The organism is Silvibacterium dinghuense, from assembly GCF_004123295.1.
Lineage (GTDB): Bacteria > Acidobacteriota > Terriglobia > Terriglobales > Acidobacteriaceae > Silvibacterium > Silvibacterium dinghuense.
This window is the reverse complement of sequence record NZ_SDMK01000002.1, coordinates 739,201-761,839: the sequence shown is the minus strand read 5'-3', so window position 1 is coordinate 761,839 and position 22,639 is coordinate 739,201. Positions and strand designations below refer to the sequence as shown.

17 protein-coding genes are annotated in these 22,639 nt (G+C 61.0%); 9 read left to right on the top strand and 8 right to left on the bottom strand.

All coding sequences use genetic code 11. From position 1 onward, the window contains the following. Nucleotides 1–117 precede the first annotated feature (117 nt). Nucleotides 118–825 carry a metal-dependent hydrolase gene (locus ESZ00_RS12360; protein WP_129208565.1) on the bottom strand — a complete coding sequence of 236 codons (708 nt, stop codon included), beginning with the start codon at nt 823–825 and terminating at the stop codon, nt 118–120. Nucleotides 826–979: 154 nt separating this feature from the next. On the opposite strand from ESZ00_RS12360, the gene ESZ00_RS12355 reads away from it, so the two are divergent. After that, entirely contained in the window at nt 980–2,143 is a 1,164-nt protein-coding gene (locus tag ESZ00_RS12355; RefSeq protein ID WP_129208564.1) for an SPL family radical SAM protein, read from the top strand. Here the strand turns inward: ESZ00_RS12355 and ESZ00_RS12350 are convergent. Both ESZ00_RS12350 and ESZ00_RS12345 read right to left on the bottom strand, forming a co-directional pair. Then, nucleotides 2,133–2,795 (bottom strand): SAM-dependent methyltransferase, encoded by a 663-nt coding sequence (locus ESZ00_RS12350; protein WP_129208563.1) that lies wholly within the window; start codon nt 2,793–2,795, stop codon nt 2,133–2,135. The two genes, ESZ00_RS12355 and ESZ00_RS12350, sit on opposite strands and share 11 nt — an antisense overlap. 102 nt (nt 2,796–2,897) lie before the next feature. Continuing rightward, nucleotides 2,898–3,290 carry a bactofilin family protein gene (locus ESZ00_RS12345; RefSeq protein ID WP_129208562.1) on the bottom strand — a complete coding sequence of 131 codons (393 nt, stop codon included), beginning with the start codon at nt 3,288–3,290 and terminating at the stop codon, nt 2,898–2,900. 142 nt (nt 3,291–3,432) lie between these two features. Here ESZ00_RS12345 and ESZ00_RS12340 point away from each other — a divergent pair, with 142 nt between their 5' ends. Then, a complete protein-coding gene (locus ESZ00_RS12340; RefSeq protein WP_129208561.1) occupies nt 3,433–4,458 on the top strand; it encodes an aldo/keto reductase in 1,026 nt (341 codons plus the stop codon). 135 nt (nt 4,459–4,593) lie between these two features. Further along, entirely contained in the window at nt 4,594–6,162 is a 1,569-nt protein-coding gene (locus ESZ00_RS12335; RefSeq protein ID WP_129208560.1) for an alpha/beta hydrolase, read from the top strand. Here ESZ00_RS12335 and ESZ00_RS12330 read toward each other — a convergent pair. Beyond that, nucleotides 6,159–6,398 (bottom strand): hypothetical protein, encoded by a 240-nt coding sequence (locus tag ESZ00_RS12330; protein WP_129208559.1) that lies wholly within the window; start codon nt 6,396–6,398, stop codon nt 6,159–6,161. The two genes, ESZ00_RS12335 and ESZ00_RS12330, sit on opposite strands and share 4 nt — an antisense overlap. Before the next feature lie 158 nt (nt 6,399–6,556). On the opposite strand from ESZ00_RS12330, the gene ESZ00_RS12325 reads away from it, so the two are divergent. The 4 genes from ESZ00_RS12325 (at nt 6,557) to ESZ00_RS12310 (ending at nt 11,447) form a co-directional block, all read left to right on the top strand. After that, complete coding sequence (locus tag ESZ00_RS12325; protein ID WP_229741293.1) at nt 6,557–7,570, top strand: 4-hydroxy-3-methylbut-2-enyl diphosphate reductase; 1,014 nt, start codon at nt 6,557–6,559, stop codon at nt 7,568–7,570. A gap of 48 nt (nt 7,571–7,618) precedes the next feature. Beyond that, a complete protein-coding gene (gene shc / locus ESZ00_RS12320) occupies nt 7,619–9,724 on the top strand; it encodes a squalene--hopene cyclase (protein ID WP_129208557.1) in 2,106 nt (701 codons plus the stop codon). A 134-nt stretch (nt 9,725–9,858) separates the two neighbouring features. Continuing rightward, a complete protein-coding gene (gene hpnH, locus ESZ00_RS12315) occupies nt 9,859–10,998 on the top strand; it encodes an adenosyl-hopene transferase HpnH (RefSeq protein ID WP_129208556.1) in 1,140 nt (379 codons plus the stop codon). Nucleotides 10,999–11,000: 2 nt separating this feature from the next. After that, the gene (locus ESZ00_RS12310) at nt 11,001–11,447 is read left to right on the top strand and encodes a hypothetical protein (RefSeq protein WP_129208555.1); all 447 of its coding nucleotides are present in this window, start codon (nt 11,001–11,003) and stop codon (nt 11,445–11,447) included. Between the two features lie 56 nt (nt 11,448–11,503). Here ESZ00_RS12310 and ESZ00_RS12305 read toward each other — a convergent pair whose 3' ends face one another. Continuing rightward, nucleotides 11,504–13,654, bottom strand: a complete 2,151-nt coding sequence (locus tag ESZ00_RS12305; protein WP_129208554.1) for a beta-galactosidase — start codon at nt 13,652–13,654, stop codon at nt 11,504–11,506. A gap of 77 nt (nt 13,655–13,731) precedes the next feature. After that, nucleotides 13,732–14,718, bottom strand: coding sequence for an aldo/keto reductase (locus ESZ00_RS12300; protein WP_129208553.1), 987 nt, complete (start codon nt 14,716–14,718; stop codon nt 13,732–13,734). A 269-nt stretch (nt 14,719–14,987) separates the two neighbouring features. On the opposite strand from ESZ00_RS12300, the gene fdhF reads away from it, so the two are divergent. Continuing rightward, nucleotides 14,988–18,098 (top strand): formate dehydrogenase subunit alpha, encoded by a 3,111-nt coding sequence (gene fdhF / locus ESZ00_RS12295; protein WP_129208552.1) that lies wholly within the window; start codon nt 14,988–14,990, stop codon nt 18,096–18,098. Between the two features lie 3 nt (nt 18,099–18,101). Continuing rightward, nucleotides 18,102–18,572 carry a helical membrane plugin domain-containing protein gene (locus ESZ00_RS12290; RefSeq protein WP_129208551.1) on the top strand — a complete coding sequence of 157 codons (471 nt, stop codon included), beginning with the start codon at nt 18,102–18,104 and terminating at the stop codon, nt 18,570–18,572. Between the two features lie 59 nt (nt 18,573–18,631). On the opposite strand, the gene ESZ00_RS12285 is transcribed toward ESZ00_RS12290, so the two are convergent. Both ESZ00_RS12285 and ESZ00_RS12280 read right to left on the bottom strand, forming a co-directional pair. Then, the gene (locus ESZ00_RS12285; RefSeq protein ID WP_129208550.1) at nt 18,632–19,723 is read right to left on the bottom strand and encodes a LacI family DNA-binding transcriptional regulator; all 1,092 of its coding nucleotides are present in this window, start codon (nt 19,721–19,723) and stop codon (nt 18,632–18,634) included. 315 nt (nt 19,724–20,038) lie between these two features. Continuing rightward, entirely contained in the window at nt 20,039–22,555 is a 2,517-nt protein-coding gene (locus ESZ00_RS12280) for a zinc-dependent metalloprotease (RefSeq protein WP_229741229.1), read from the bottom strand. Between the last annotated feature and the right edge of the window lie 84 nt (nt 22,556–22,639).

Here is a 22,639-nt window from a genome sequence, read left to right as displayed (position 1 = left end):
CGCGCGGTGAAACGAACTTCAGCAAAGAAGCAGACCGGCAGAAAGTAACATAAAGGTATTTTCACCCAAAGGCCCGGCCAGTCATGGCCGGGCCTTTGGGTGTCTGCAGGGCAGCGTTTACTTTGCGGTTTCACCTGGAGCCAGTTCGGTTATCTCAATGCCGGTGGCAAGATGCTTCCGAAGCTCTGCAGGTGTGCCGGTGAGTCCAGGGAAAGTTCCCCAGTGAATGGGAATCACTGTTTTGAGCCCGAGATATTGTGCCGCGATGGCGCCAGCCTTCGGTCCCATAGTGTAGTGATCGCCGATGGGGAGCAGACCGATCTCCGGCTGGTAGAGCTCACCGATCAGCTTCATGTCGGAGAAGAGCGAAGTATCGCCGGCGTGATAGATCACCGGGCCATTGTCGATGGTGAGAATAAAGCCGGCTGCGACTCCGGCATACAGAGTCTTGTCGCCGTCCTGGATCGAGGCGCTGTGCTTGGCTTCGACCATGGTGATGGCAACATCCTTGAACCTGTATGTTCCGCCAAGATTCATCCCCACGGTGTTCTCCACACCTTTCGAGGCCAGCCAGCCTGCGAGTTCGACCATGCCCACCACCTGCGACTTGTACTGCTTCGCAAGCGGTTCTGCATCGGCGATATGGTCGAAATGGCCATGGGTGAGGAGCACCAGATCGAGCTTCTCAGGGAGCACGTAATCCTTGGGGAAGGTCGGGCTCTGAGCGAAGAACGGATCGATGAGGATCTGGGTCCCTTGAGCGGTTGTGATGAGGGCGGAGGCGTGGCCCAGCCAGGTGATAGAGGTTCCCTTGAAGTCGGTCATCGCGTGCGTGCTCCTTATGTAAACCATTGAGGAATAGGAAGAAATCCTACCCTTTCATGGGATGCGGAAGGAGCGTGGCCGGATTCTGATGGAGTCAAAAGCCTCAGAATATTCACCGTTGACGGTGGGCGCGCCCCGGAGTACTGTTGTCGTCATGAGCGAAGAAAAAGCGAAAATCGAGACGCTGTTTCCAATCCTTGGACAGGGAAATTTGCAGGGCTTTTCCGAGGAGAAGACATCCAGGCTTAGCGGCATTGCGCGTCTTGCTGCTCAGGGGAGCGAGGCTGGGGAGGGATACCAGATCGAATTCCGGACGCTGCCGGTGCGCTCACTCTTGAACCACTCCGTGTCAAAACGAGGGATCTGGTTCGCGAAGAGCATCAATCCCTATCGGGGCTGTGAGTTCGCCTGCCGTTATTGCTATGCGCGCTACACGCACGAGTTTCTGGAGTTACGCGACCCGGCGGATTTCGAGCGCAAGATCTTCATCAAGGAGAATGCGCGCTGGCTGCTTGAGCAGGAGCTGGCGAAGTTGAAGCCAGGCGAAGAGGTTGCGCTGGGTACTGCGACAGACCCCTACCAGCCGATTGAGCGGAGAGCGCGGGTGACGCGTGGGATTCTCGAGGTCTTTGCGAAGCGGCGCGGATTGCGGTTGGGGATCGTCACCAAGTCGACGCTGATTGAGCGGGATATCGATGTGCTGACGGAGATCGCCTGCCGGCATGATCTGGTCATCCACATGACGATCACCACTGCCGATGCGAAGCTGGCGCGTATTCTCGAGCCACGCGCGCCACGGCCTGATCTTCGCTTCCAGACGGTGAAGCGGCTGCGCGAAGCACGGTTGCGAACCGGAGTCCTGTGCTCACCCCTGCTGCCCGGGATTACCGATCACCTGACAGCCATTGAGGGAGTGGCGCGGCGGGCGAAAGAGGCGGACGCGAGCTTCTTTTCTGCGAATCCGTTATTCCTCAAGCCATGCTCGAAGGGAACCTTTCTCGAATTTGTGAAGGATCACTTTCCGCAGCTGCTGGCCAGTTATGAGCGGCGCTATGCGACGGATGCGTTCACCTCCGAGGCATATCAGGAGCGGCTTAGGGAACTGGTGCGGGTGGTGAGGCAGAAATACGGGCTGGGACGGAGAACGACCGAAGGACTGCGGCCACGAGATGATCCGCAGGGAGCGGAGGTTTCGTGGCAGGGAGAGCTGTTCACCGTTGAACAGGAGCGCCGCGGCCCGGTGAAGATCGAAGGCGGAAAGTCAGCCGGACCTGAAGAAGTACCGGCCCGCAGCGCAGGGAAGCGCTTCAGCGCGTGATGATGACCTCGTAGAGGTTGTCCTTGGCGAGGAAGAAGCGATAGTTGCTGTACTTCGAGAAGAGCTTCTCGATGTTGCGGTTGGTATAGACGCGCTGAATGGGGTGCGGCTCTGTCTCCTGCATCTCGATGGTATCGCCTTCGGTGAGGTGATAGCGGCAGTAGGCTGTGGCGCCTGCGAGCTTGCTGTGAAAGAGCGCAAGAATACGCCCTCCCTTGGAGACGGAGTGATGGAGATGTGCGACGAGCGGCTCGATGAGCCCTTCGGGTAGGTAGTCGAGCGTAGTCCAGAGCAGGACGACGTCGAACTCGCGGCCGCCGAAGTTCAGATTCTGCTCAAAAAAGCCGGTGACATCGAAGCCAGGCTTTCCGGTGGCCTCGTCGACAGGGAGAATCCAGGAGCCGTCGGCGGGACCAGTCAGTGCCTCATGGACAACATCACCCATGTAGACGCTATGGCCCAGTCCGGTGATGAAGTTGATATTTTGCGGCGAGGTTGGTCCGATGTCGAGCACGCGAAGGCCTTCCTCTTCCTTCATGTGTTTGAGCATGGCAGCCCAGCCGCTCGAGTGGCGGGGGATACGCGGACCTGAGAGCATGGTCGGGCTATTGCGCTCGGGTTCCTGATTTCGCTTGAAGAGGCTGCGGAGCACGCGTGCTGATCTTACCTCGTTACCTGGGCTTTGCAGCGCTCAGGTTGTATGAGCGTGAAGGCGAGTGGCCGTTATGGACTCTCGCCTTCACGCTGTTCCAGATCAGGATGCGCCCTGAAGCGCGCCGGGCTGGGTGGTGGCTGCGGCTGGTGCCGCCCCGTTCTGGACGAGATCGACTTTGCCCGAAAAGATGGCGTTCTCTTCGATGGAAAGGCGCGCGGCCTTCACGTCGCCGAGAATGTTCGCTCCCGAGCGGAGCTCAACGCGGCCTGTGGCGGTAATGTCACCGACGAGGGCGCCGAGGATCACCACATCGCGGGCCGAGACGTTGGCCTTGACGCGGGCGTTGGGGCCGATCGTGAGCCGGCTCTCCGTAAGGGTGATGGTGCCTTCAACCAGGCCGTCGACGAGGAGGTCTTCGCTGCCTTTCACTTCACCACGAATCTGCACAGATTTACCGATAGAGGCGGCGCCGGTTGCGTCGGACGGGGGCATCTTGACACTCCTTAAAGAGAAGGACTGATCTTGGTCGAACTATACGCAAGGTCCCGTCGCGGCTGCAAGGTGCGGCGGCGCAGAGTGCAGGGAATCTGCAGGATATGGGAGTCGTGACGCCATGTTCCGCATCCATTGAGACATGGAATACAGACTGCTTGGCCATTCCGGTCTGAAGGTTTCGGCGCTGAGTTTCGGCACCGGTACCTTTGGTGGTTCAACTGAGTTTTTTCGCGCGTGGGGACAAACAGGCGTAAGTGAGGCGTCGCGGCTGATCGATATCTGCCTCGATGCGGGGATCAATTTATTCGATGTGGCCGATGTGTATTCAGATGGTCACGCCGAAGAAGTGCTCGGAGAGGCGATCAAGGGCAAGCGCGACCGCCTGCTGATTTCAACCAAGGCAACCTACCGGCTCGGCGACGGGATCAATGACGTCGGTTCATCGCGTTTTCATATTCTGAACGCCGTAGAGGCAAGCCTGAAGCGGCTGAAGGTGGATCACATCGACATCTACCACATGCACGAAGTGGATTCGCTGACGCCGATCGAGGAGACGCTGGATACGCTGAACGGACTGGTGCAGGCGGGCAAGATCCGCTACATCGCCTGCTCGAACTTTTCCGGCTGGCACCTGATGAAGTCGCTGGCCATCTCGGAGCGCTACGGCTGGGCGCGTTACGTCGCGCAGCAGTCTTACTACTCGCTGGTAGGCCGCGAATTCGAGTGGGAGCTGATGCCCCTGGGCCTCGACCAGAAGGTAGGGACGCTGGTGTGGAGTCCTCTCGGGTGGGGACGGCTCACCGGCAAGATCCGCCGTGGGCAGCCTATTCCTGAGAACAGCCGTCTGCCGCAGACCGCGCAGAACGGGCCGCCGGTATCCGATGAACACCTCTACAAGATCGTGGACGTGCTCGACGAGATCGCCGCTGAGACAGGCCGCACCGTGCCGCAGATCGCGCTGAACTGGGTGCTGCATCGCCCGACGGTTTCAAGCGTGATCATCGGTGCGCGGAACGAGGAGCAGCTGAAGCAGAATCTGGTTGCGGCGGAATTCCGCCTCACCGAGGAGCAGATAGCTCGCCTCGATGCGGCAAGCGCGGTGACGCCGATTTATCCCTACTGGCACCAGCGGCAGTTTACGGAACGGAATACCCCTGCTGTGTAGATCCAGTGTTCGATTGGACGGTCCCGGCTTGCATCAGGCCGGGACCGTTTTCTTTTGTGCCGTTGTGATTTCCTGATGCGGAAAGTCGTGCTGTTTTTCTGCAGCGGTACAGCGGCTGACATACAATCACTCGTCATGCGTTGCCGCATTTTGCGTGTGCTTCCTGCCCTGATCCTGATCGTTGCAGCCTGCCCGGTGTGGGCCGGCTCTACGCCGCATGTGTTTATTTCTGTTTCGCTCAGCCGCGAGGCTGCGGCTGCTCCGCTCTCCGGGCGTGTTCTGATCTTTATTTCCGAGGGAGAAGGTGCAAAAGAGATAGACGACAACCCTTTCGCTCCGAAGCCGGTATATGTGGCCGCAAAAGAGGTCGTGGGACTGAAGCCGGGCGATCGCATGGAGGTGGATGCCGATGACCTCGCCTATCCGGCAGGCTTCTCGACGCTGAAACCGGGAAATTACGAAGTGCAGGCGGTGCTCGATACACGGCACACGTATGCCTACTCCGGGCGTGGCGAGGGAGATCTGATCAGCGCAGTGACCCAGCTGCGTAACTGGACACCGGGCGTGAGTTCCGAGCCTCAGCTGGAACTGCGTGTGGCCGCGCATGAGCGAATTCAGGCAGAAAAAGAAAAGCAGACGACCGAAGATTCGGCCCGGCTCGAGGATTTTGTCAGCCCGGCATTGAGCACTTTCTTCGGCTGGCCAGTGCACATGCGGGCCTGGGTGATCCTGCCGCCGGGATACGAGGAGCATCCCGGGGACCGCTATCTGACCGCCTATTGGACACACGGCTTCGGTGGCGGTCTGGACTATGCGAAAGCAACGGGTGAGATGATTCGCGGGCGGATGGCCCAGGACAAAATGCCGCCGATGATCTGGGTCATGCTCGATGAGTCCTGGGCCACGGGGACCCATGAGTTCGCCAACTCGGCGAACAACGGCCCATGGGGAACAGCGCTGATCTCGGAGTTTATTCCGTATCTCGAGGCGAAGTACCGCATGAACGGCACCCCCGAGGGCCGCTTTCTCAACGGCCATTCCTCGGGCGGCTGGGCGACTCTCCAGCTACAGGTGAATTACCCGACAGTCTTCGGCGGGACATGGTCCACCTCGCCGGACCCGAGCGATTTCCACGACTTCACCGGTGTCGATCTCTATGCACCGGGCGCGAATGTCTACCATCGCCCGGATGGCACGCCATACCCTCTCGTCCGCATGGACGGCAAGGTTGTCGGTACCTTTGAGAGCTTTGCCCGACTCGAGCGCGTGCTGGGCGACTACGGCGGCCAAATCGGCTCTTTCGAGTGGGTCTTTTCACCGCGAGGCGCGAATGGGAGACCGCTTCCGATGTTTGACCGGGAGACCGGGGCAGTCAATCCGGAGGTGGTTGCCTACTGGCGCGACCATTACGACCTCGCGCACGAGCTTGAAACCGATTGGGCAGACCGGGGACCGGCGCTCAAGGGCAAGATTCACCTCTACGTCGGGACAGCGGATACCTTTTACCTCGATGGGGCAGCGCACCGGCTGGATGCGGTGCTGACGAAGCTGGGTGGGGATGCCGAGTTCCGGTTTGTCGATGGACGGACGCATTTCGATCTCTATCGTGTCGACAAGGACCGGATGGGGCTCTTTGACGAGATCGGGGCGGCCATGTGGGCAGCCGGTCATGGCGGACAGAAGTGGTCCGGAGACAAACCTTAACTCAGGCGCAGGGACTGGAGTTCGGATTCGCGCCTATGGACATCGTCTTTCGTGGTGACAGAGTCGAGCGCCATCAGCTGAACGAATGCGCCGATCAGGACGCCGGTGGCCGCGCCAATGAGGAAGTCGTGGACTTTCGAAAGTGCAGGTACAAAGAGCCCGCAGAGGAGCAGCACAACCGAAGCGCCGACAAATGCCCGAAGGATTGCGAGAGGAGTGAACCGGTCGCGGATCATGATGCCACCAAGGCTAGATCCGGTCTTCTCGTAAATACAAGGAAAATCAGGGCCTGGAACTATAGCTTAGCCCAGAGGACCTTTTCAGGGTGTAGGCGGTTTGCCACTGTCCCGTTCCCGCGTAGAACGGTATACTAAGAGATGTGACAGCCACTAGCATTGATACCCTTACGCCTACCGGTCTCGCGACCAACGATTCTTCGAACGACAAGCGTGTTCTCCTGCTCAAGCCGCGCGGATTCTGCGCCGGTGTGGTGCGTGCGATCGATATCGTGAAGATTGCGCTGGAGACCTTCGGCGCGCCGATCTACGTCCGCAAGGAAATCGTCCATAACCGCTTTGTTGTGAATGAACTAGCGGAAAAGGGCGCGATTTTTGTCGATGATATCGACCAGGTGCCCGAGGGCATGCGTGTCATCTACTCGGCCCACGGCGTTTCACCGGCGGTGCGTGAACACTCGAAGGAGCGCAAGCTCAAGGTGATCGACGCGACCTGTCCGCTGGTGACCAAGGTCCACGTCGAGGCGATCAAGTTTGCCAAGCAGGGCTATTCGCTGGTTTTGGTCGGCCATCGCGACCACGATGAGATTGAAGGCACGATGGGCGAGGCGCCCGACGTGACCCAGGTGGTCTCCAATGTCGAAGAAGTGCAGGCTCTCCAGGTTCCCGATCCGAACCGCGTAGCCTACCTGACCCAGACGACGCTCTCGCTCGACGAGGCGCGGGATATCATCCAGGCGCTCAAGGAAAAATTCCCCAACATTGCCGGTCCGCATTCGCAGGACATCTGCTACGCGACCGAAAATCGCCAGACGGCGGTGAAGAACGTGGCTCACAACGCCGACCTGGTACTGGTGGTGGGTTCGCAGAACAGCTCGAACTCGAATCGTCTGGTAGAAGTTTCGAAAAACCTGGGCACCAACGGCTATCTCATCGAAAACTCGACGGCCATCGATCCTGCATGGCTGGAAGGTATCTCGACGGTAGCTGTGACGGCGGGTGCTTCGGCTCCCGAGGTTCTGGTGGAGGACGTGGTCGCCTATCTGAAAGAACGCGGCTACGGTTCGGTCGAAGAAGTTGAGGTCATGCCGGAAAATGTACGTTTCGGTCTGCCGCCGGAGATCGTTCAGGCGATCCAGGCAGCTCCCGGTGGAACCTCGGCGACGGTCTAACCGTAAGCAGCATAAGCTGGCGCAGGTCAGGCCGGCGCTTCGGACAGAATGAGTACACGATTCGAATTTCCCCAATCCGGCGCACCCGAGCACCCCGATCCCGCAAAGGGGCACCAGACGCGAGGGGCGGAGACACAGACGAAAGGTACAGCATCGGCCACGAACCCTGCCGCAGCGGGCAGGGTTCGTTTTGGACGCATTGATGCGGACCTGGCGGATGTAGAGTCGTCCATCGGAAGGTCGCGTGACTATCTCTTTTCGCAGCAGGACCCGGCCGGGTTCTGGTGCGGCGAGCTGGAAGCGGACTCCATGCTCGAGGCGGACTACATCTTCGCGCACGTACTGCTGGGCAGTGGCGATGCGGGCAAGATGGAACGCGCCATGACGGAGATTCTCCGTTTTCAGAACGCGGATGGCGGATGGTCGAATTATCCGGGCGGACCCTCGAATATCAGTCTGTCGGTGAAGGGCTATTTCGCCGGCAAGCTGATGGGGATGAGCCCCGATCATCCAGCCATGGCGAAGGCCCGGGAGTGGGTCCTCGCTCATGGCGGCGTCACCGAGTGTAATACCTTTACCAAGATCTATCTCTGCGCTCTCGGCCAGTACGACTATGACGCCGTACCGGCTATTCCGCCGGAGATCGTACTTTTTCCGAACTGGTTTTACTTCAACCTGTACGAGATTTCGTCGTGGTCGCGCGCCATCCTGGTGCCGCTTTCGATCGCGTACGCGAAGAAGCCGTTCAAGAAGATTCCTGCCGAGCAGGGCATCGATGAGCTCTTCGTCGGTGGTCGCGAGAATGCCGATCTCCGTCTGAAGTTCGATCGCAAGAAACTGATCAGCTGGCGGAACTTCTTCCTGGTCTGTGACCGCATGACGCACTGGATGGAACGGATTCACATTCGGCCCTTGCGCAAGGTTGCGCTCAAGAAAGCCGAGAAGTGGATGCTGGAGCGTCTGGAGATGTCGGACGGTCTCGGTGCGATCTACCCGGGCATTCTGAATTCGATCATCGCCATGCGCTGCCTCGGCTACTCGCTCGATGACCCGCAGGTGATCCGGGCGATCGATGAGTTTGAGAAGCTGGGGATTGATGCGCCGAACGGTACGCCGGATTATGCCGAGCCGACCTTCCGCATGCAGCCCTGTGTTTCTCCGGTATGGGACACGGCGCAGGCGGTCTATGCGCTGGGTGAGGCTGGAGTTTCACGCAACGATCCGCGCCTGTTGAAGGCCGTGGACTGGATGCTCTCGAAGGAAGTCCGCCATAAGGGTGATTGGGCCGTCAAGGTCCGTGGTGTAGAGCCGGGTGGATGGTATTTCGAGTTCAACAATGAGTTTTACCCGGATACTGATGATTCTGCGCAGGTTCTGCTTGCGTTGAACAAGGTGGATAATCCCCGGGAGCGGTATCAGTACGATGTGGCGCAGCGGGCGATTGAGTGGCTCTTCGCCATGCAGTGCAAGAACGGCGGCTGGGCAAGCTTCGATAAAGACAACACGAAGATGATCTTCCAGTACATCCCGTTTGCTGACCACAACGCGATGCTGGACCCGCCGACGGTAGATATCACCGGCCGCATGCTCGAGATGCTGGCCGCCTACGGATATACACGCAAAGACAAGCGCATCGAGAAGGCGATCAAGTTCATCTACAGTGAGCAGGAGCCGGACGGAAGCTGGTTTGGCCGCTGGGGGGTGAACTACCTCTACGGAACCTTCCTGGTACTGCGTGGCCTCGAGGCGATCGGTGTCTGGAACCACGAACCGCAGGTGCAGCAGGCTGCAGAGTGGGTTCGCTCGGTGCAGAACGCGGACGGTGGCTGGGGTGAGAGCTGCGGAAGCTACGATGATCCCGCAACGCGCGGAGTGGGAACGAGCACACCTTCGCAGACGGCATGGGCGATCCTTGGACTGCTGGCGGCCGGTGATGACCGGAGCGATTCCGTAGCCAAGGGCATCAAGTGGTTGCTGGCGCATCAGGAGGAAGATGGCTCCTGGGACGAAAGCACCGGAGAAGACGTACATCGGCAGGCGATTTACACCGGCACGGGTTTCCCGCGGGTGTTTTATCTGGCGTATCACCTGTACCGGAACTACTTCCCGCTGCTTGCGCTGACGACCTATAAGAAGGCGCTCCAGAAGGCTTAGCAGTTCCGGACGGAGTCGTTGCACTCAGGGAAGAGCGGGCGGCAGGTTTTTGTTGCAGGCCCGGGTTTGAATTTTGGATCGATGCATTTCGATCGACAGTTTTTTGATCTGATTTTTCAGATCAGGGGAGAACGATGGGCGTACCGATTTCACAGGCATGGACGGTTGCCAGCTACGTATTGAAGCAGAAGCTGAAGGGGCGCAGGCGGTATCCGCTGGTGCTGATGCTTGAGCCTCTGTTCCGCTGTAACCTGGCCTGCGCGGGCTGCGGAAAGATCCAGTACCCGGCGCATATTCTGAAGGCAGAGCTGACGCCTGAGGAATGCTTCAAGGCGGTGGAAGAGTGTGGCGCGCCGATGGTGTCGATTCCCGGCGGCGAGCCGCTGCTGCATCCCAAGATGCCGGAGATTGTGGCCGGACTGGTGGCGCGCAAAAAGTACGTATATATGTGCACGAACGCGCTGCTTCTTAAAGAAAAACTTCACCTCTTTAAGCCGAGCAAGTATCTGTCCTTCTCCGTCCACGTCGACGGCCAGAAGGAGCATCACGACTTCTCCGTCTGCCGCGAAGGCGGCCATGACATGGCGATGGAAGGCATTCATGCGGCGGTTGCTGCCGGTTTCCGGGTAACGACCAACACCACGCTCTTCGACGGTGCCGATCCGAACTCGGTGCGCGCCCACTTCGACGAGCTGATGGCCGCTGGTGTTGAGAGCATGATGGTCTCGCCTGGCTATACCTATGAGAAGGCGCCTGACCAGAACCACTTCCTGGGCAAGGCAAAGTCGCGCAAGCTCTTCCGCATGATCCTTTCCAACCGGAACAAGAGCTGGCAGTTCAACACGCATCCGCTCTTCTCCGAGTTCTTGATGGGCAAGCAGGATTTTGAATGCACCCCGTGGGGCATGCCGACCTTCTCCATCTTCGGATGGCAGAAGCCGTGCTATCTGCTGCAGGACGGCTACGCCGACACCTTCAAAGAGTTGATGGAAACCACAAAGTGGGAGAATTACGGCGCGAAGAGCGGCAATCCGCAGTGCGCCAACTGCATGGTGCACTCCGGTCATGAAGCCTCGGCGGTCGATTACAACTTCGGCTCGCTCAAGGGCTTCTGGGAGACGGCGAAGAAGTACATGTTCCCCTCGCTCTATCCGGACCCCGAAGCGCAGAAGCTGCTGAATGACTGGAAGCCGGCTAATTCCCATCCGCTGGTGCAGATCCAGTCCGCAGCGTCGGAAAAACGCTCGCTTGAAACCTCGGTGGCAGGAGACTAACCATGGCGACCGAACAGCAGGAGCACTTGCGCATCGAGCAACTCAAGCACCAGAGCGCGGACGAGATCGAGCACATTGCCGGACGCGATCGCGAGAACCTCGAAGGCTGGATTCCGTCGCTGGCGACCGAACCGGAGATCTTCGATGCGCTGGAGAAGGCCTTCGATTATCGCGGCGACGTGACGCTGACGCTGAAGAGCGGCCAGCAGGTCAACGGCTATATTTTTGACCGCCGCACAGGAACCAATTTGCAGAATTCGGCTGTGCGGGTCATCCCGTCGACCGAGCGGACGAAGCTGAGCATCCCCTATGCCGATATCGCCGCATTGGCTTTTACCGGCCGTGATACGGCAGCCGGCAAGACCTTCGAGGCGTGGGTGAAGAAGTATTTCGAAAAGAAGGCAGCTGGCGAGAAGAATATCGGCATCGAGGCAGAGAAGCTGGATTAGCCGGATACTTCACCATGGAAAAGGGACGCGGAGGCTTTGGCCTCCGCGTTTTGTTTTTATCCGTTCCGGGGGGTGCTCCTGAGCACGCGTACGCCATAGCCAGGCAAGGAGAATGAGCCTGAGACGGACGTGCTGTCGAAGGCGTCCTGGTAGGACATTGCGAGCGGAACCTGCTGTGGCTGCGGCGCATGGTTGAGGAAATAGGTCCAGCTGTTCTGGCCGACGGAGCGGCTGGTGATCTCGACGCCGCGCGGGGCATCGAAGGCGCGGGGTATCCCGTGTGCGGTCAGAAGAGTCATCAGCACGCGGGCCAGCTCGGGGGCTTCGAGATGAGCTCCGAGGTAGACGGCGTGGCCCTGGCCGAAGCGGTTAGCGGTGATGGCGGCGCGGCCCGCATAAGCGCCTCCCGTGTAGGTAGCTAGGACCTCGGCAGTCTTCGGCTCGAGGATGTCGGCCCAGAGATGGACCGGCGCATCGGGAGCGGTGAGCGGTCCCGAGAACTTCACATTTTGTGTCTCGGTGTAGATGGGCTGGTAGTCCTCGAGCTCGACGCCCATGACGTCGCGGAGTAGGCCGGGCAGCGGGGTCTCGACCATGCGGGAGTGCTCGTCCTTGACGCCGAGGCGGACACCGGAAAAGAACAGCCCTCCGCCCTGGACGTAGGCCCGGATGCGTTCGGCCTGCTGCGCGCTGACGATATAGGAGAGCGGAGCGAAGACGGCCTTGTAGCGGGAAAGGTCTTCGGTGCCATCGAGGATATCGACGCCGCGTCCGGCGGCAGCGAGCGAGCCGTACCAGCTGGTGAGCTCGCCCAGGTACTTGAGCTTTGGCTGGCCGGGCTGGAAGCCGAGAGCCCAGTCGGAGCTGAGGTCGTAGAGAAGACCGAGGCCGGCATCACAGGAGGCATGCAGCGCTTCCGGCCCGAGGGTCTTCAGTTCGCGGATGGTCTGCACAATTTCATCGAAGCCTGGGCTGTGCGAGCGATCATGGCGGAGCAGGCCATGCCAATACTCTTCGGCGCCGAAGACGGCGGTATCCCAGCGGAAATAGTTGATGCCGAAGGCGCCGTGAGCGACGGCCTGATAGCTCCAGAGGCGAAGCTGGCCGGGTTCGGGTTGCGGCGTGAAGAAGGGCTGGCCAGCCTTGCCGCTCTGTTCTTCCATGATGAAGAAGGGCTTGCCGTCCTTGAGGCCGCGTGCGGAGTCATGGCCCAGTGCGGCGAGCGCGGCGATGGCCTCGGGCGGGAGCGAGGTGCCGGAGTCGGCGAGGATGATGGCGAAGAAGCTGGGATAGTTGTCGGCCGAGGCGAAGTCGAGGTTGCGATAGAGGTCGCGCAGGTTCAGGTTGTCGACCAGGCCGGCGTTGTTGGTGGTCATGAAGTGCTGCGGGCAGAGCCGGCGCAGCACGGTGAGCTGTTCGTCGAGGAATGAGGCGTTGGCGTCGCTCTGGTAGCGATAGTAGTCGAGAGCGAAGCCGGGATTGGGCGGCGCTCCGGAGGGCAGTGGGACGGGGATCTGCGAGAAGTCGGTGTAGGTGTTGCTCCAGAAGACGGTACCCCAGGCCTGGTTGATGGCTTCAAGCGACGGATAACGCTTTCTCAGCCACTGCTGAAAACCCTCGCGGCACCAGCGGCAGTAGCAGCGGGCACTGTCGCCGAGGGTCAGCTCGTTGTCGATCTGCCAGCCGATGACGCCGGGTGTCGAAGCGAAGTGCTTTGCCATCTCGGTGGCGATATTCACGGACAGGCGGCGATAGGTGGCATTGGTGGGGCAGGTGAAGCGGCGCGTGCCGGGCGCAAGGGTGACGCCCTTGTCGTTCACCATCAGAACTTCGGGGTACTTCTGCGTGAGCCATGGTGGAGGTGCGGCGGATGGTGTGCCGAGGATGCAGCCTATGTTGTGCGCATGCAGGATGGAAACGGCGCGGTCGAGCCAGCGGAAGTCGTAAGTGCCTTCGCTCGGCTCCATCAATCCCCAGGCGAACTCGGCGATGCGGACGTTGGTGACACCGGCTGCGGCCATGGCGGCGGCATCCTCTTCCCAGAGGTGTTCGGGTGTCTGGTCGGGATAGTAGTCGACGCCGAAGAGCATCGGCGGAACTATGGGCGACGTGGCGGGCGCGGCGGCAGAAAGGGCAGCAAGATGGTGTGCGGAAAAAAAGGTGACGGCTCCGGCGCTGCCGGCAGCAAGGAATTCGCGACGATTCATGCGGGTGTGAGTCCTCGCCGGACGTTATACAGGAGGCCGCCAACGCCGGGGAAGACGCTGGCGGCCTTTGTTTCCTGTCAGTAGCTGTGGCCGAGGATGGGGTGGGGCTCGTATGGCTCCTCAAGCGCCTTGATCTCTTCGGTGGTGAGCTGGATTTCGAGCGATTTGAGGGCGTCTTCGAGGTGGTGCATCTTGCTGGCGCCGATGATCGGCGCGGTGATGCCCGGTTTGGAGAGCATCCAGGCGAGCGCGACCTGCGCGTTGTTGACGCCGCGCGCTGTGGCGATCTCGGTGATGCGGTCGACGACGACATAGTCCGAGTCGCGGTAGTAGAGGCCGTGCGCGAAGTCGTCCGTTTTGGCGCGGATGGTCTCGCCCTTGTCGCCGCGCTTGCGGCTGCCGGTGAGGAAGCCGCGGGCGAGCGGGCTCCAGGGGATGAGGCCGACGCCTTCGGAGAGGCAGAGCGGGATCATCTCGCGTTCTTCCTCGCGGTAGACGAGGTTGTAGTGGTTCTGCATGGTGACGAACTTCGTCCAGCCGTTGCGCTCTGCGGTGTACTGCATCTTCTGGAACTGCCAGGCATACATGGACGAGGCGCCGAGGTAGAGCACCTTGCCGGCACGCACCAGATCGTGGAGAGCTTCCATGGTCTCTTCGACCGGGGTATGCGGATCGAAGCGGTGGATCTGGTAGAGGTCGATGTAGTCGGTGCCGAGACGGCGCAGGCTGTCGTCAATGGCGTGATGGATATGTTTCCGCGAGAGACCGCGCTGATTGGGGTCGCTGCCCATGGCATTAAAGACTTTCGTGGCGATGACGACCTTATCCCGTGAGGGGCCGAAGTCGCGGAGGGCGCGGCCGAGGATCTCCTCGCTGACGCCAACCGAGTACATGTCCGCAGTGTCGAAGAAATTGATGCCGGCTTCGAGGGCGCGCTGGAGGAAGGGGCGGCTCTCCTGCTCTTCGAGTACCCATTCGCGCCATGCCTTTGCGCCGTAGGTCATGGTGCCGAGGCAGATGCGGGAGACTTTAAGGCCGGTGCGGCCGAGATTCACGTAGTCCATCGAGGATCCTCTGAGTGGGAGAAGTGGGATACAGGCATTGGATGCGGCGGCAGGGAATGGGACTCGACGCGTAGTTCCGGGCGGCAAAGGCTGGAATGGCATCTGGACAGACGGTTTGTGGCGATTTGAAACGAAAGAGTGCGCTGACTGCCGAGGAGGGCTGCCGCTGCATGTCCTTCGTGCGGGAATGCGGTGTAAAGTGAACGGTTACAGGTTTCCGCGCTTCTCGGGGAGCAGGACAGCGTTATTCACAAAGGTGTAGGAGGATTATGGGCCTGCAAACAGATGCACTTGCTACTTCGCTTACGAAGGTTCTTCCGCCGGAAGCCACATCCGGGCACTGCCGGATCACGGTCAACGGGACAGAAGTGGAAGCGCAGGCCGGTGAGCGGCTGATCGATGCGCTGAACCGGTACGCCGACGACGGCGCCGCTGAGCACGATCATCATGCCGGGGAAGATGGTCGCAAGCGCGTCCCTCAGGTCTGCTATCACCCCCGCATGGGGCCGATCCAGAGCTGCGACACCTGCATGGTGGAGATTGACGGCACGCTGGGGCGCGCCTGCGCGGCGAAGGTCGAGGCGGGCATGACGATCGTGACCGCGTCACCCGCGGCCGAGGCCGCGCAGCACGAGGCCTTCGACCGCATCCTGAAGAATCACATGCTCTACTGCACCGTCTGCGACAACAACAACCAGAACTGCACGGTGCACAACACGACGGCGCTGATGGATATTCAGCACCAGAAGTATCCCTATCGCGAAAAGCCGTACGAGAAGGACATGTCGAACCCCTTCTATCGCTACGACCCGCAGCAGTGCATCCTGTGCGGGCGGTGCGTGGAGGCCTGCCAGAACGTGCAGGTGAACGAGACGCTCTCGATCCGCTGGGAGGACGAGCACCCGCGGGTGCTGTGGGACGGCGGGACGACAATCGCCGGTTCGAGCTGTGTCTCCTGCGGCCACTGCGTGACGGTGTGCCCCTGCAACGCGCTGATGGAGAAGTCAATGCTGGGGGAGGCCGGCTACATGACCAAGCTGCCGGGCGCCGCGCTGACCAAGATGATCGACCTGGTGAAGGATATCGAGCCGGAGATGGGCTACGGGCCGATCCTGCAGGTCTCCGAGACCGAGGCGGCGATGCGCAACGTGCGCAACAAGCGGACGAAGACGGTCTGCACCTATTGCGGCGTGGGCTGCAGCTACGACGTCTGGACGGGCGGTGCGGGCGGTGACCGGCACATCCTCAAGATCGAGCCCGGCGAGGGTGCGGCGAACAACATCTCCACCTGCGTGAAGGGCAAGTTCGGCTGGGATTTTGTGAACAGCCCGGACCGGCTGACGACGCCGCTGATCCGCGAGAACGGGGTCTTCCGCGAGGCGAGCTGGGAGGAGGCATTGGAACTGGTCGGGCGGCGCTTTAGCGAGATCAAGGCCGAGCATGGGCCGGATGCGCTCTCCTTCATCTCTTCCTCGAAGTGCACCAACGAAGAAAGCTACCTGCTGCAGAAGCTGGCCCGCGCCGTGGTAGGCACCAACAACGTCGACAACTGCTCGCGCTATTGCCAGAGTCCGGCAACGCAGGGGCTCTTCCGCACCGTAGGCTATGGCGGCGACTCAGGATCGATTACCGACATTGCGCAGTCTGCGCTGGTGATGATTGTGGGAGCGAATCCAGCCGAGGCGCATCCGGTGCTGGCCACGCGCGTTAAGCGCGCGCACAAGCTTAACGGGCAGCGTCTGATTGTGGCCGACCTTCGCAAGCACGAGATGGCGCGGCGCGCGGATATCTTCTTCCGGCCGAATCCGGGCACCGACCTGGTGTGGATGTCGGCAGTAACGAAGTACATCCTCGATACCGGCAACGCGAAGATGGATTTCATCGAGCGCTGGGTAAATGGTCTCGAGGCATATCGCAAGAGCCTGGAGCCGTACACGCTTGAGCACGCCTCGCATATCTGCGGCCTCTCGATCGACCTGCTGAAGCAGGTGGCGCAGGAGTTCATCGACGCGCCCTCGGCCTGCATTCTGTGGGCGATGGGTGTGACGCAGCACTGCGGCGGCTCGGATACTTCGACGGCGATCTCGAACCTGCTGCTGGTCACCGGCAATTACATGCGGCCGGGCACCGGTGCCTATCCGCTGCGCGGGCACAACAATGTGCAGGGCGCCAGCGACTGGGGCGCGATGCCGGCCTACTTCCCCAGCTATGAGAAGGTGGACGATCCGGCGGCGAAGGCCCGCTACGAGCAGGCCTGGGGCGTGAAGCTCTCGTCGAGCAAGGGCCTGGATAACCACGAGATGGTGGAGGCGATTTACGAGGGTCACCTGAAGGCGATGTATCTCGTCGGCGAGGACATGTACAAGGCCGATGCGAATGCGAACTTTGTCGGTGGGGGCTTTGAAAAGCTGGAGTTCTTCGTCGTCGAGGACATCTTCTTCTCCGCAACCTGCCAGTATGCCGACGTGGTGCTGCCGGCCAGCCCGGCGCTGGAGAAGGACGGCACCTTCACCAGCACGGAACGTCGCTTCCAGCGGCTCTACCAGGTGATGGAGCCGCTCGGCGACAGCCGGCCCGACTGGCGGATCATCCAGGATGTAGCGAACCGCCTGGGAGCGAACTGGAAGTACACGCATCCTTCCGAGATCATGGCCGAGGCCGCGCTGCTGACGCCGTTGTTCACCGGCGTGACCTACGAGCGGCTCGAAGGCTACAAGACACTGCAGTGGCCGGTGGCCGCCGACGGCACCGACACGCCGCTGCTCTATACCGAGGGCTTCGCCTTCCCGGATGGCAAGGCGCGCTTCTATCCGGTGGATTGGACGCCGCCCTCCGAAGCCCTCGACGCGGAGTTCGATCTCTTCCTGAACAACGGGCGCATGCTCGAGCACTTCCACGAAGGGAACATGACTTACCGCGTACCGGGCATCGACGAGGAGACGCCGGAGGGTTTTGTGGAGGTGTCTCCGGAGCTGGCTGAGGCGCGCGGGCTCCAGACCGGGCAGTGGGTGCATCTGCACTCCCGGCACGGCGAGGTGAAGACCCAGGTCTACGTAACCGACCGGGTCTTCGGCGACCAGGTCTTTGTGCCGCTAAACCTGCGCGAGCAGGCGGTGAACCTGCTGACTGGCACACATACCGACAAGGTGACGCATACGCCGGCCTACAAGGAGACCGCGGTGCGAATGAAGACGCTGCCCAGCGTGGGCGAAGACCCGCTGCCGCGCATCAACTTCCGCCACGGGCATCCGACGCCGCAGCGCGGCGTGGAGGTGGAGCGCAAGTGGAAGCGCGCCGACTACTGGATGCCAGGCACGGAGCCAAAGAACAGCGGGCAGAATAACGGACTGGTGCAGATCCAGACGGGGAAGAAGGAGTAGGCCATGGCAAAGCCGATTGAGCTGCTGCCGCACGTGGGGCGCGATCCGCGAGCCGAGCTGCGCAAGAAGGTGGAAGAGGCCCCGGTGGAGCATGCCGAGGCCGTGCTCTCCGCCTATGCGCTGCTCGAGCAGATGCACGAGAGCGGGGTGCTCGACACGGTGCGCGGGGTACTGGGCGCGGGAGACCGCGTGATCGAGCATGTTGTTGGCCTGACGACTCAGCCCGAAGCGGTGACTGCGCTGCGCAACCTGCTCATCCTCAGCAAGGTGATGGGCAGCATTCCGCCGGATACACTGCACAGCCTGGTTGCCGATCTGCCGCAGGCGATGGCGGTCAAACCGGAGGCTGAGCCGCCGTCCTTTTTTGCATTGCTGCGGAAGATGATGTCAAAGGAAAGCCGAAGGGCGATGGCCCTTGGCGCAAATGTGCTTGAAGCGGTGGGCAAGGGCCTGGGCAGCAAACGCCACGAGTAGGCTGCGGTACCGCATGCAAAAGAGGCAGGCCATCGGCCTGCCTCTTTTGCATGCGAGAGCTATCGCGTGCGCCGTTTCGCAGGGGTTCGCTTGCTGCCCGCGCCGGAACGTGCGGGAGCCGGGCCTGTGGACTCGCGAACGATCAGCTCAGGTTGCATGAGAACCTCTGCGGGCTGCGGCTTCTTCGGATCGGCAATGAGAGCGAGCAGGAGCTGCGCGCCTTCGCTGCCCATCTCGCGCAGCGGCTGGCGCACGGTGGTGAGGCTTGGCTTCTGGTAGGCGGCGCTGATGATGTCGTCGAAGCCGACGACCGACACATCGCCGGGGACGGAGAGCCCGGCATCGTGAATAGCGCGGATGGCGCCGATCGCAGAGATGTCATTGAAGCAGAAAATGGCGGTGAAGGCGCGGGTGCGCTCGAGCAGTGCCTTCATGGGCTGATAGCCGATCTCCGGCGACCAGCTGTCGGCAGGGAGCTGAATGGAGAGCTCGGGGAGAACCTTGATATCAAGGCTTTTCGCAACCTGCAGGATCGACTTCCAGCGGTACTCGGTGTCGGGGATGATCTCCGGGCCCTTCACGAAGGCAATGTGGCGGTGCCCGAGTTCGTAGAGATGGCGGAGGGCCAGCTCGGCGGCGCGGTGATGATCGAGCACGACATTGGTGACTCCGGCTGCGTCATGGTGTGCGGAGATCGCGACGGTGGGCAGCGGACTTGAGAAGGCTGCGGGCGTGTTAAGCAGCAGGTAGCCGTCGACCGCGCGCTCGGCGAGCATGCGCGGGTATTCCCGCATGAGTTCGGTCTGCCAGTAGTGGCTGGCGGTGAAGTAGAAGTAGTGCGAGCGGAGCAGCGTCTCCTCGACGCCCTGCATGACGAGGGTGAAATAGCCTTCGCTGAGATCGGGCGCAAGCACGCCGACAGACATGCTCTTGCTGCGGCGCAGAGAGCGCGCGAAGTAGTTGGGGCGATACTGAAATTTGCGGGCAGCCTCGAAGACGCGTGCGCGGGTGTGCTCGGGAATGGATTTGGCAGCGGGTGAGTCGTTCAGAACCAGCGAAATGGTGGTCTGCGAGAGATGAAGGAGTTCGGAGAGCTGGCGGAGATTGATCGGACCTTGTTCAAGGTCTGACTCCGGCTTCTTCTTAACCATAGCGGATGTTGTAGCACGCGGAGGGGGTGATATGCGAGGGAATCGCTCTTCGGGCGCAGGCAAACTAAAACGATTTTTTCAGGGTGCTTTCCGGTTTATGCTTGGTCACAGTTGCCGATATCGGGAAGACGTTTACTGTACAAGCCAATCTATTTCTATGAGGAAAGTATGCATAGGAAGCCCAATCTGGCGATAGTGCAGGCAGAAATATAAAACGATTACCGTTGATCTCTTGCATGGGGGAACGAAAAGAAAAAGGGCTGCCAGTCTCACTGGCGGCCCTTTAAGTTGGAAGGTTTTCAGCAGCAATACAGCTCAGAAGATTGCGACATCCTCATCGTCGTCTCCGATGGGCTGGCCTGGCGGCGCTTCCAGTGCTTCAGAGGCTTTGAATGCAGACGGGTTTTTGTCGAAGGCTGCGATCTTTTGCTCAGCCGCGCTGTATGCGGCCTTGAGATCAGGATCGAGGTTCAGGTTTTCTGTCTGCGACTTGAGCCAGACGCTGAGCTTTGATGCCTCGTAGCCGGCCTGCGCTGCAGCCTGCGGCTCCGTTTCGCTGCTGGCAGCGAGGGCCAGCAGATGATTGAGAACGGCATCTTCGACGGTGAACTGCGTAAGGCCTGCAAGTCCGGACTGATGCGGCGCATACCAGGTGGCCTTCAGCGTCGATTCGATCACGTCGTCGAGGCTCGGTTCTGCAGGCTCACGGTCATGGTACTGCACCAGGCGCGAGGCCCGGCTAGGCTCGAAGAGCAGGTCGAGCGTGAGGTCGGCAGCCGACTCGACCGCGCCTTCGGGGTCGAAGGTGAGGCCGGTGCGTCCGGGGAATGGCTCGGGATTGCCGGAGCGGCTGAGGTCATAGCCCGGAGGTGTGGGCGGCAGAATCTTCAGCAGCGACTCGGGCAGTGTGAGCGTCGCGGGATCGAGCGTCTTGAGTACGGCATCAAGCGCCTTGCGCTGGTCTTCAGGCGAGACGATCTGGGTGATGAGCTGGCCGTCACCGCGCAGCGCGTAGCGGTAGTCGAGACCGCCAATCTCCTTGGCTGCGGCCTGGGTCTGGTAGCGGTGCAGCAGGTAGAGCGGAACGAGTGTGTTTTCGAGCTCGCTCATCGGCTCACCGACCGGGATGGCCTCTTCGCCGAAGCGCTTGAGGGCGGCGGCGCGGACGTCGAGGATGCGGTTCAGCTCATCGGCCGGATCGGCACCGTTATCCCAGAGATGTGCGTGCGGATGAGCGCTGCCGAGCGGGCGCGAGTCTTCATCGGTGATGAAGAGCAGGCCATGGTCGGTAGCGTTGCGCAGGATGTGATCGAGCTGTGCCTTCTCGTCTGAGCCGGGTTTGAACTCCGAGTAGCCGTAGGCGATGGCGACCTTGTCCCATGCGCCGATGCCAACTGGGTAGGCGTGCGAGAGGTCGGGACGGCCGTTGGCATCGAGCGTGACCCACGGGTGCGGGTAGTCCATCACCGAGGTGCCGGGGGCGATGGAGCTGGCGGCGAAGTTATGCGCGAGGCCGAGGGTGTGGCCCACCTCGTGTGCGGCCAGTTGGCGGATGCGCTGCAGCACCATCTCCTTCATCTCGGGCGTGACCGGTTTGCCCTGCACATAGGGTGAGAGCAGCGCCTCGGCGATCATGTAGTCCTGACGGGCGCGCAGCGAGCCGAGCGTGACCTGGCCCTTGATGATCTCGCCGGTGCGCGGATCGGTGACCGCTTCGCCATAAGACCAGCCGCGCGTGGAACGGTGTACCCACTGGATCATGTTGTAGCGGATGTCCATGGGATCGGCGCCTTCGGGCAGGACTTTTACTTGAAACGCATTCCTAAAGCCGGCGGCCTCGAAGGCCTGGTTCCACCAGCTTGCGCCTTCCACCAGCGCTGAACGGATCGGCTCGGGGGCACCGCGGTCGACATAGTAGACGATCGGCTTCACCGGATCGCTGATCGCCGCATTCGGATCTTTCTTCTCCAGGCGATGACGGATGATGAAATTCAGATCGATGGGTTCGCCAAGAGGGGATGAGTAGTCTCGCCAGCTGGCAGGGAAGTAGCCGGCGCGGATATCGAAGGCGCGCGGCTTGTAATGATCGTCCGGCAGCTGGATGAGCGAGGTGTGCTCTTCGACGGTGACGGCGTGGGCATCGGGCGTGACCGAGTCGATGAGCTTGCCGGTGTGGCCGTGCGCGGCGAAGGTAATCATCGCCTGGACTTCGGTGTTTTCCGGAAAGTTCTTCGTATCTTCAGGAACGATAACGGAGCGGCTGGGGTCGATGGCGTAATCGCCCTGCTTGGCCTGCTGCAGGCGCTCCCCGACACCGTGCGGATCGCGGAGGAAGAAGCCGGTGGCATCGACGAGAACCTTGCCGTTCTCTTCCGCCTCCACTGGGAAGCCCCAGACGACGGAGCGGGCGAAGGACTGTTCGACATCGAGGCGCTCGGCCGGGTCCTGAGAGCTGGAGCGGTACATCAGGTTGCGTTCGATGAGCAGGATCTTGTTCCCGCTGCGGTAGAAATGCACCACCTTTCCGCGGCCAAGCTGTCCGCGATCGAGGCCAAGATCGTTCGAACCGATGCCGTAGGGGAGCTGGTCGAGGAGGAGGAATTCCTTATCGAAATCGCTGACTTCGAGATAAAGCTTGCCGTTCTTTGCGTCCCAGTCGAGGGGCAGGAAGCCATCCCAGTGACGCATGCCAGCGGTCTTCTTGCCGATAGAGGAGTCGGGTGACTGTGCGTAGGCAGGGGCTGAGACAGTAAACGAAGACAAGGCGACGGCAGCGGGCAGAAGTGCCGCGGCGAGCATGGGCGCCGCGGCTAACAAAGAGGAACGGGGCATCGGCCATCCTTACAGGCAGCCCTGAGGCTACCCGGGTCTGATTTAGGTGCTGTAAGGCGTTGACCGGATTTTAATCGAGAGTGC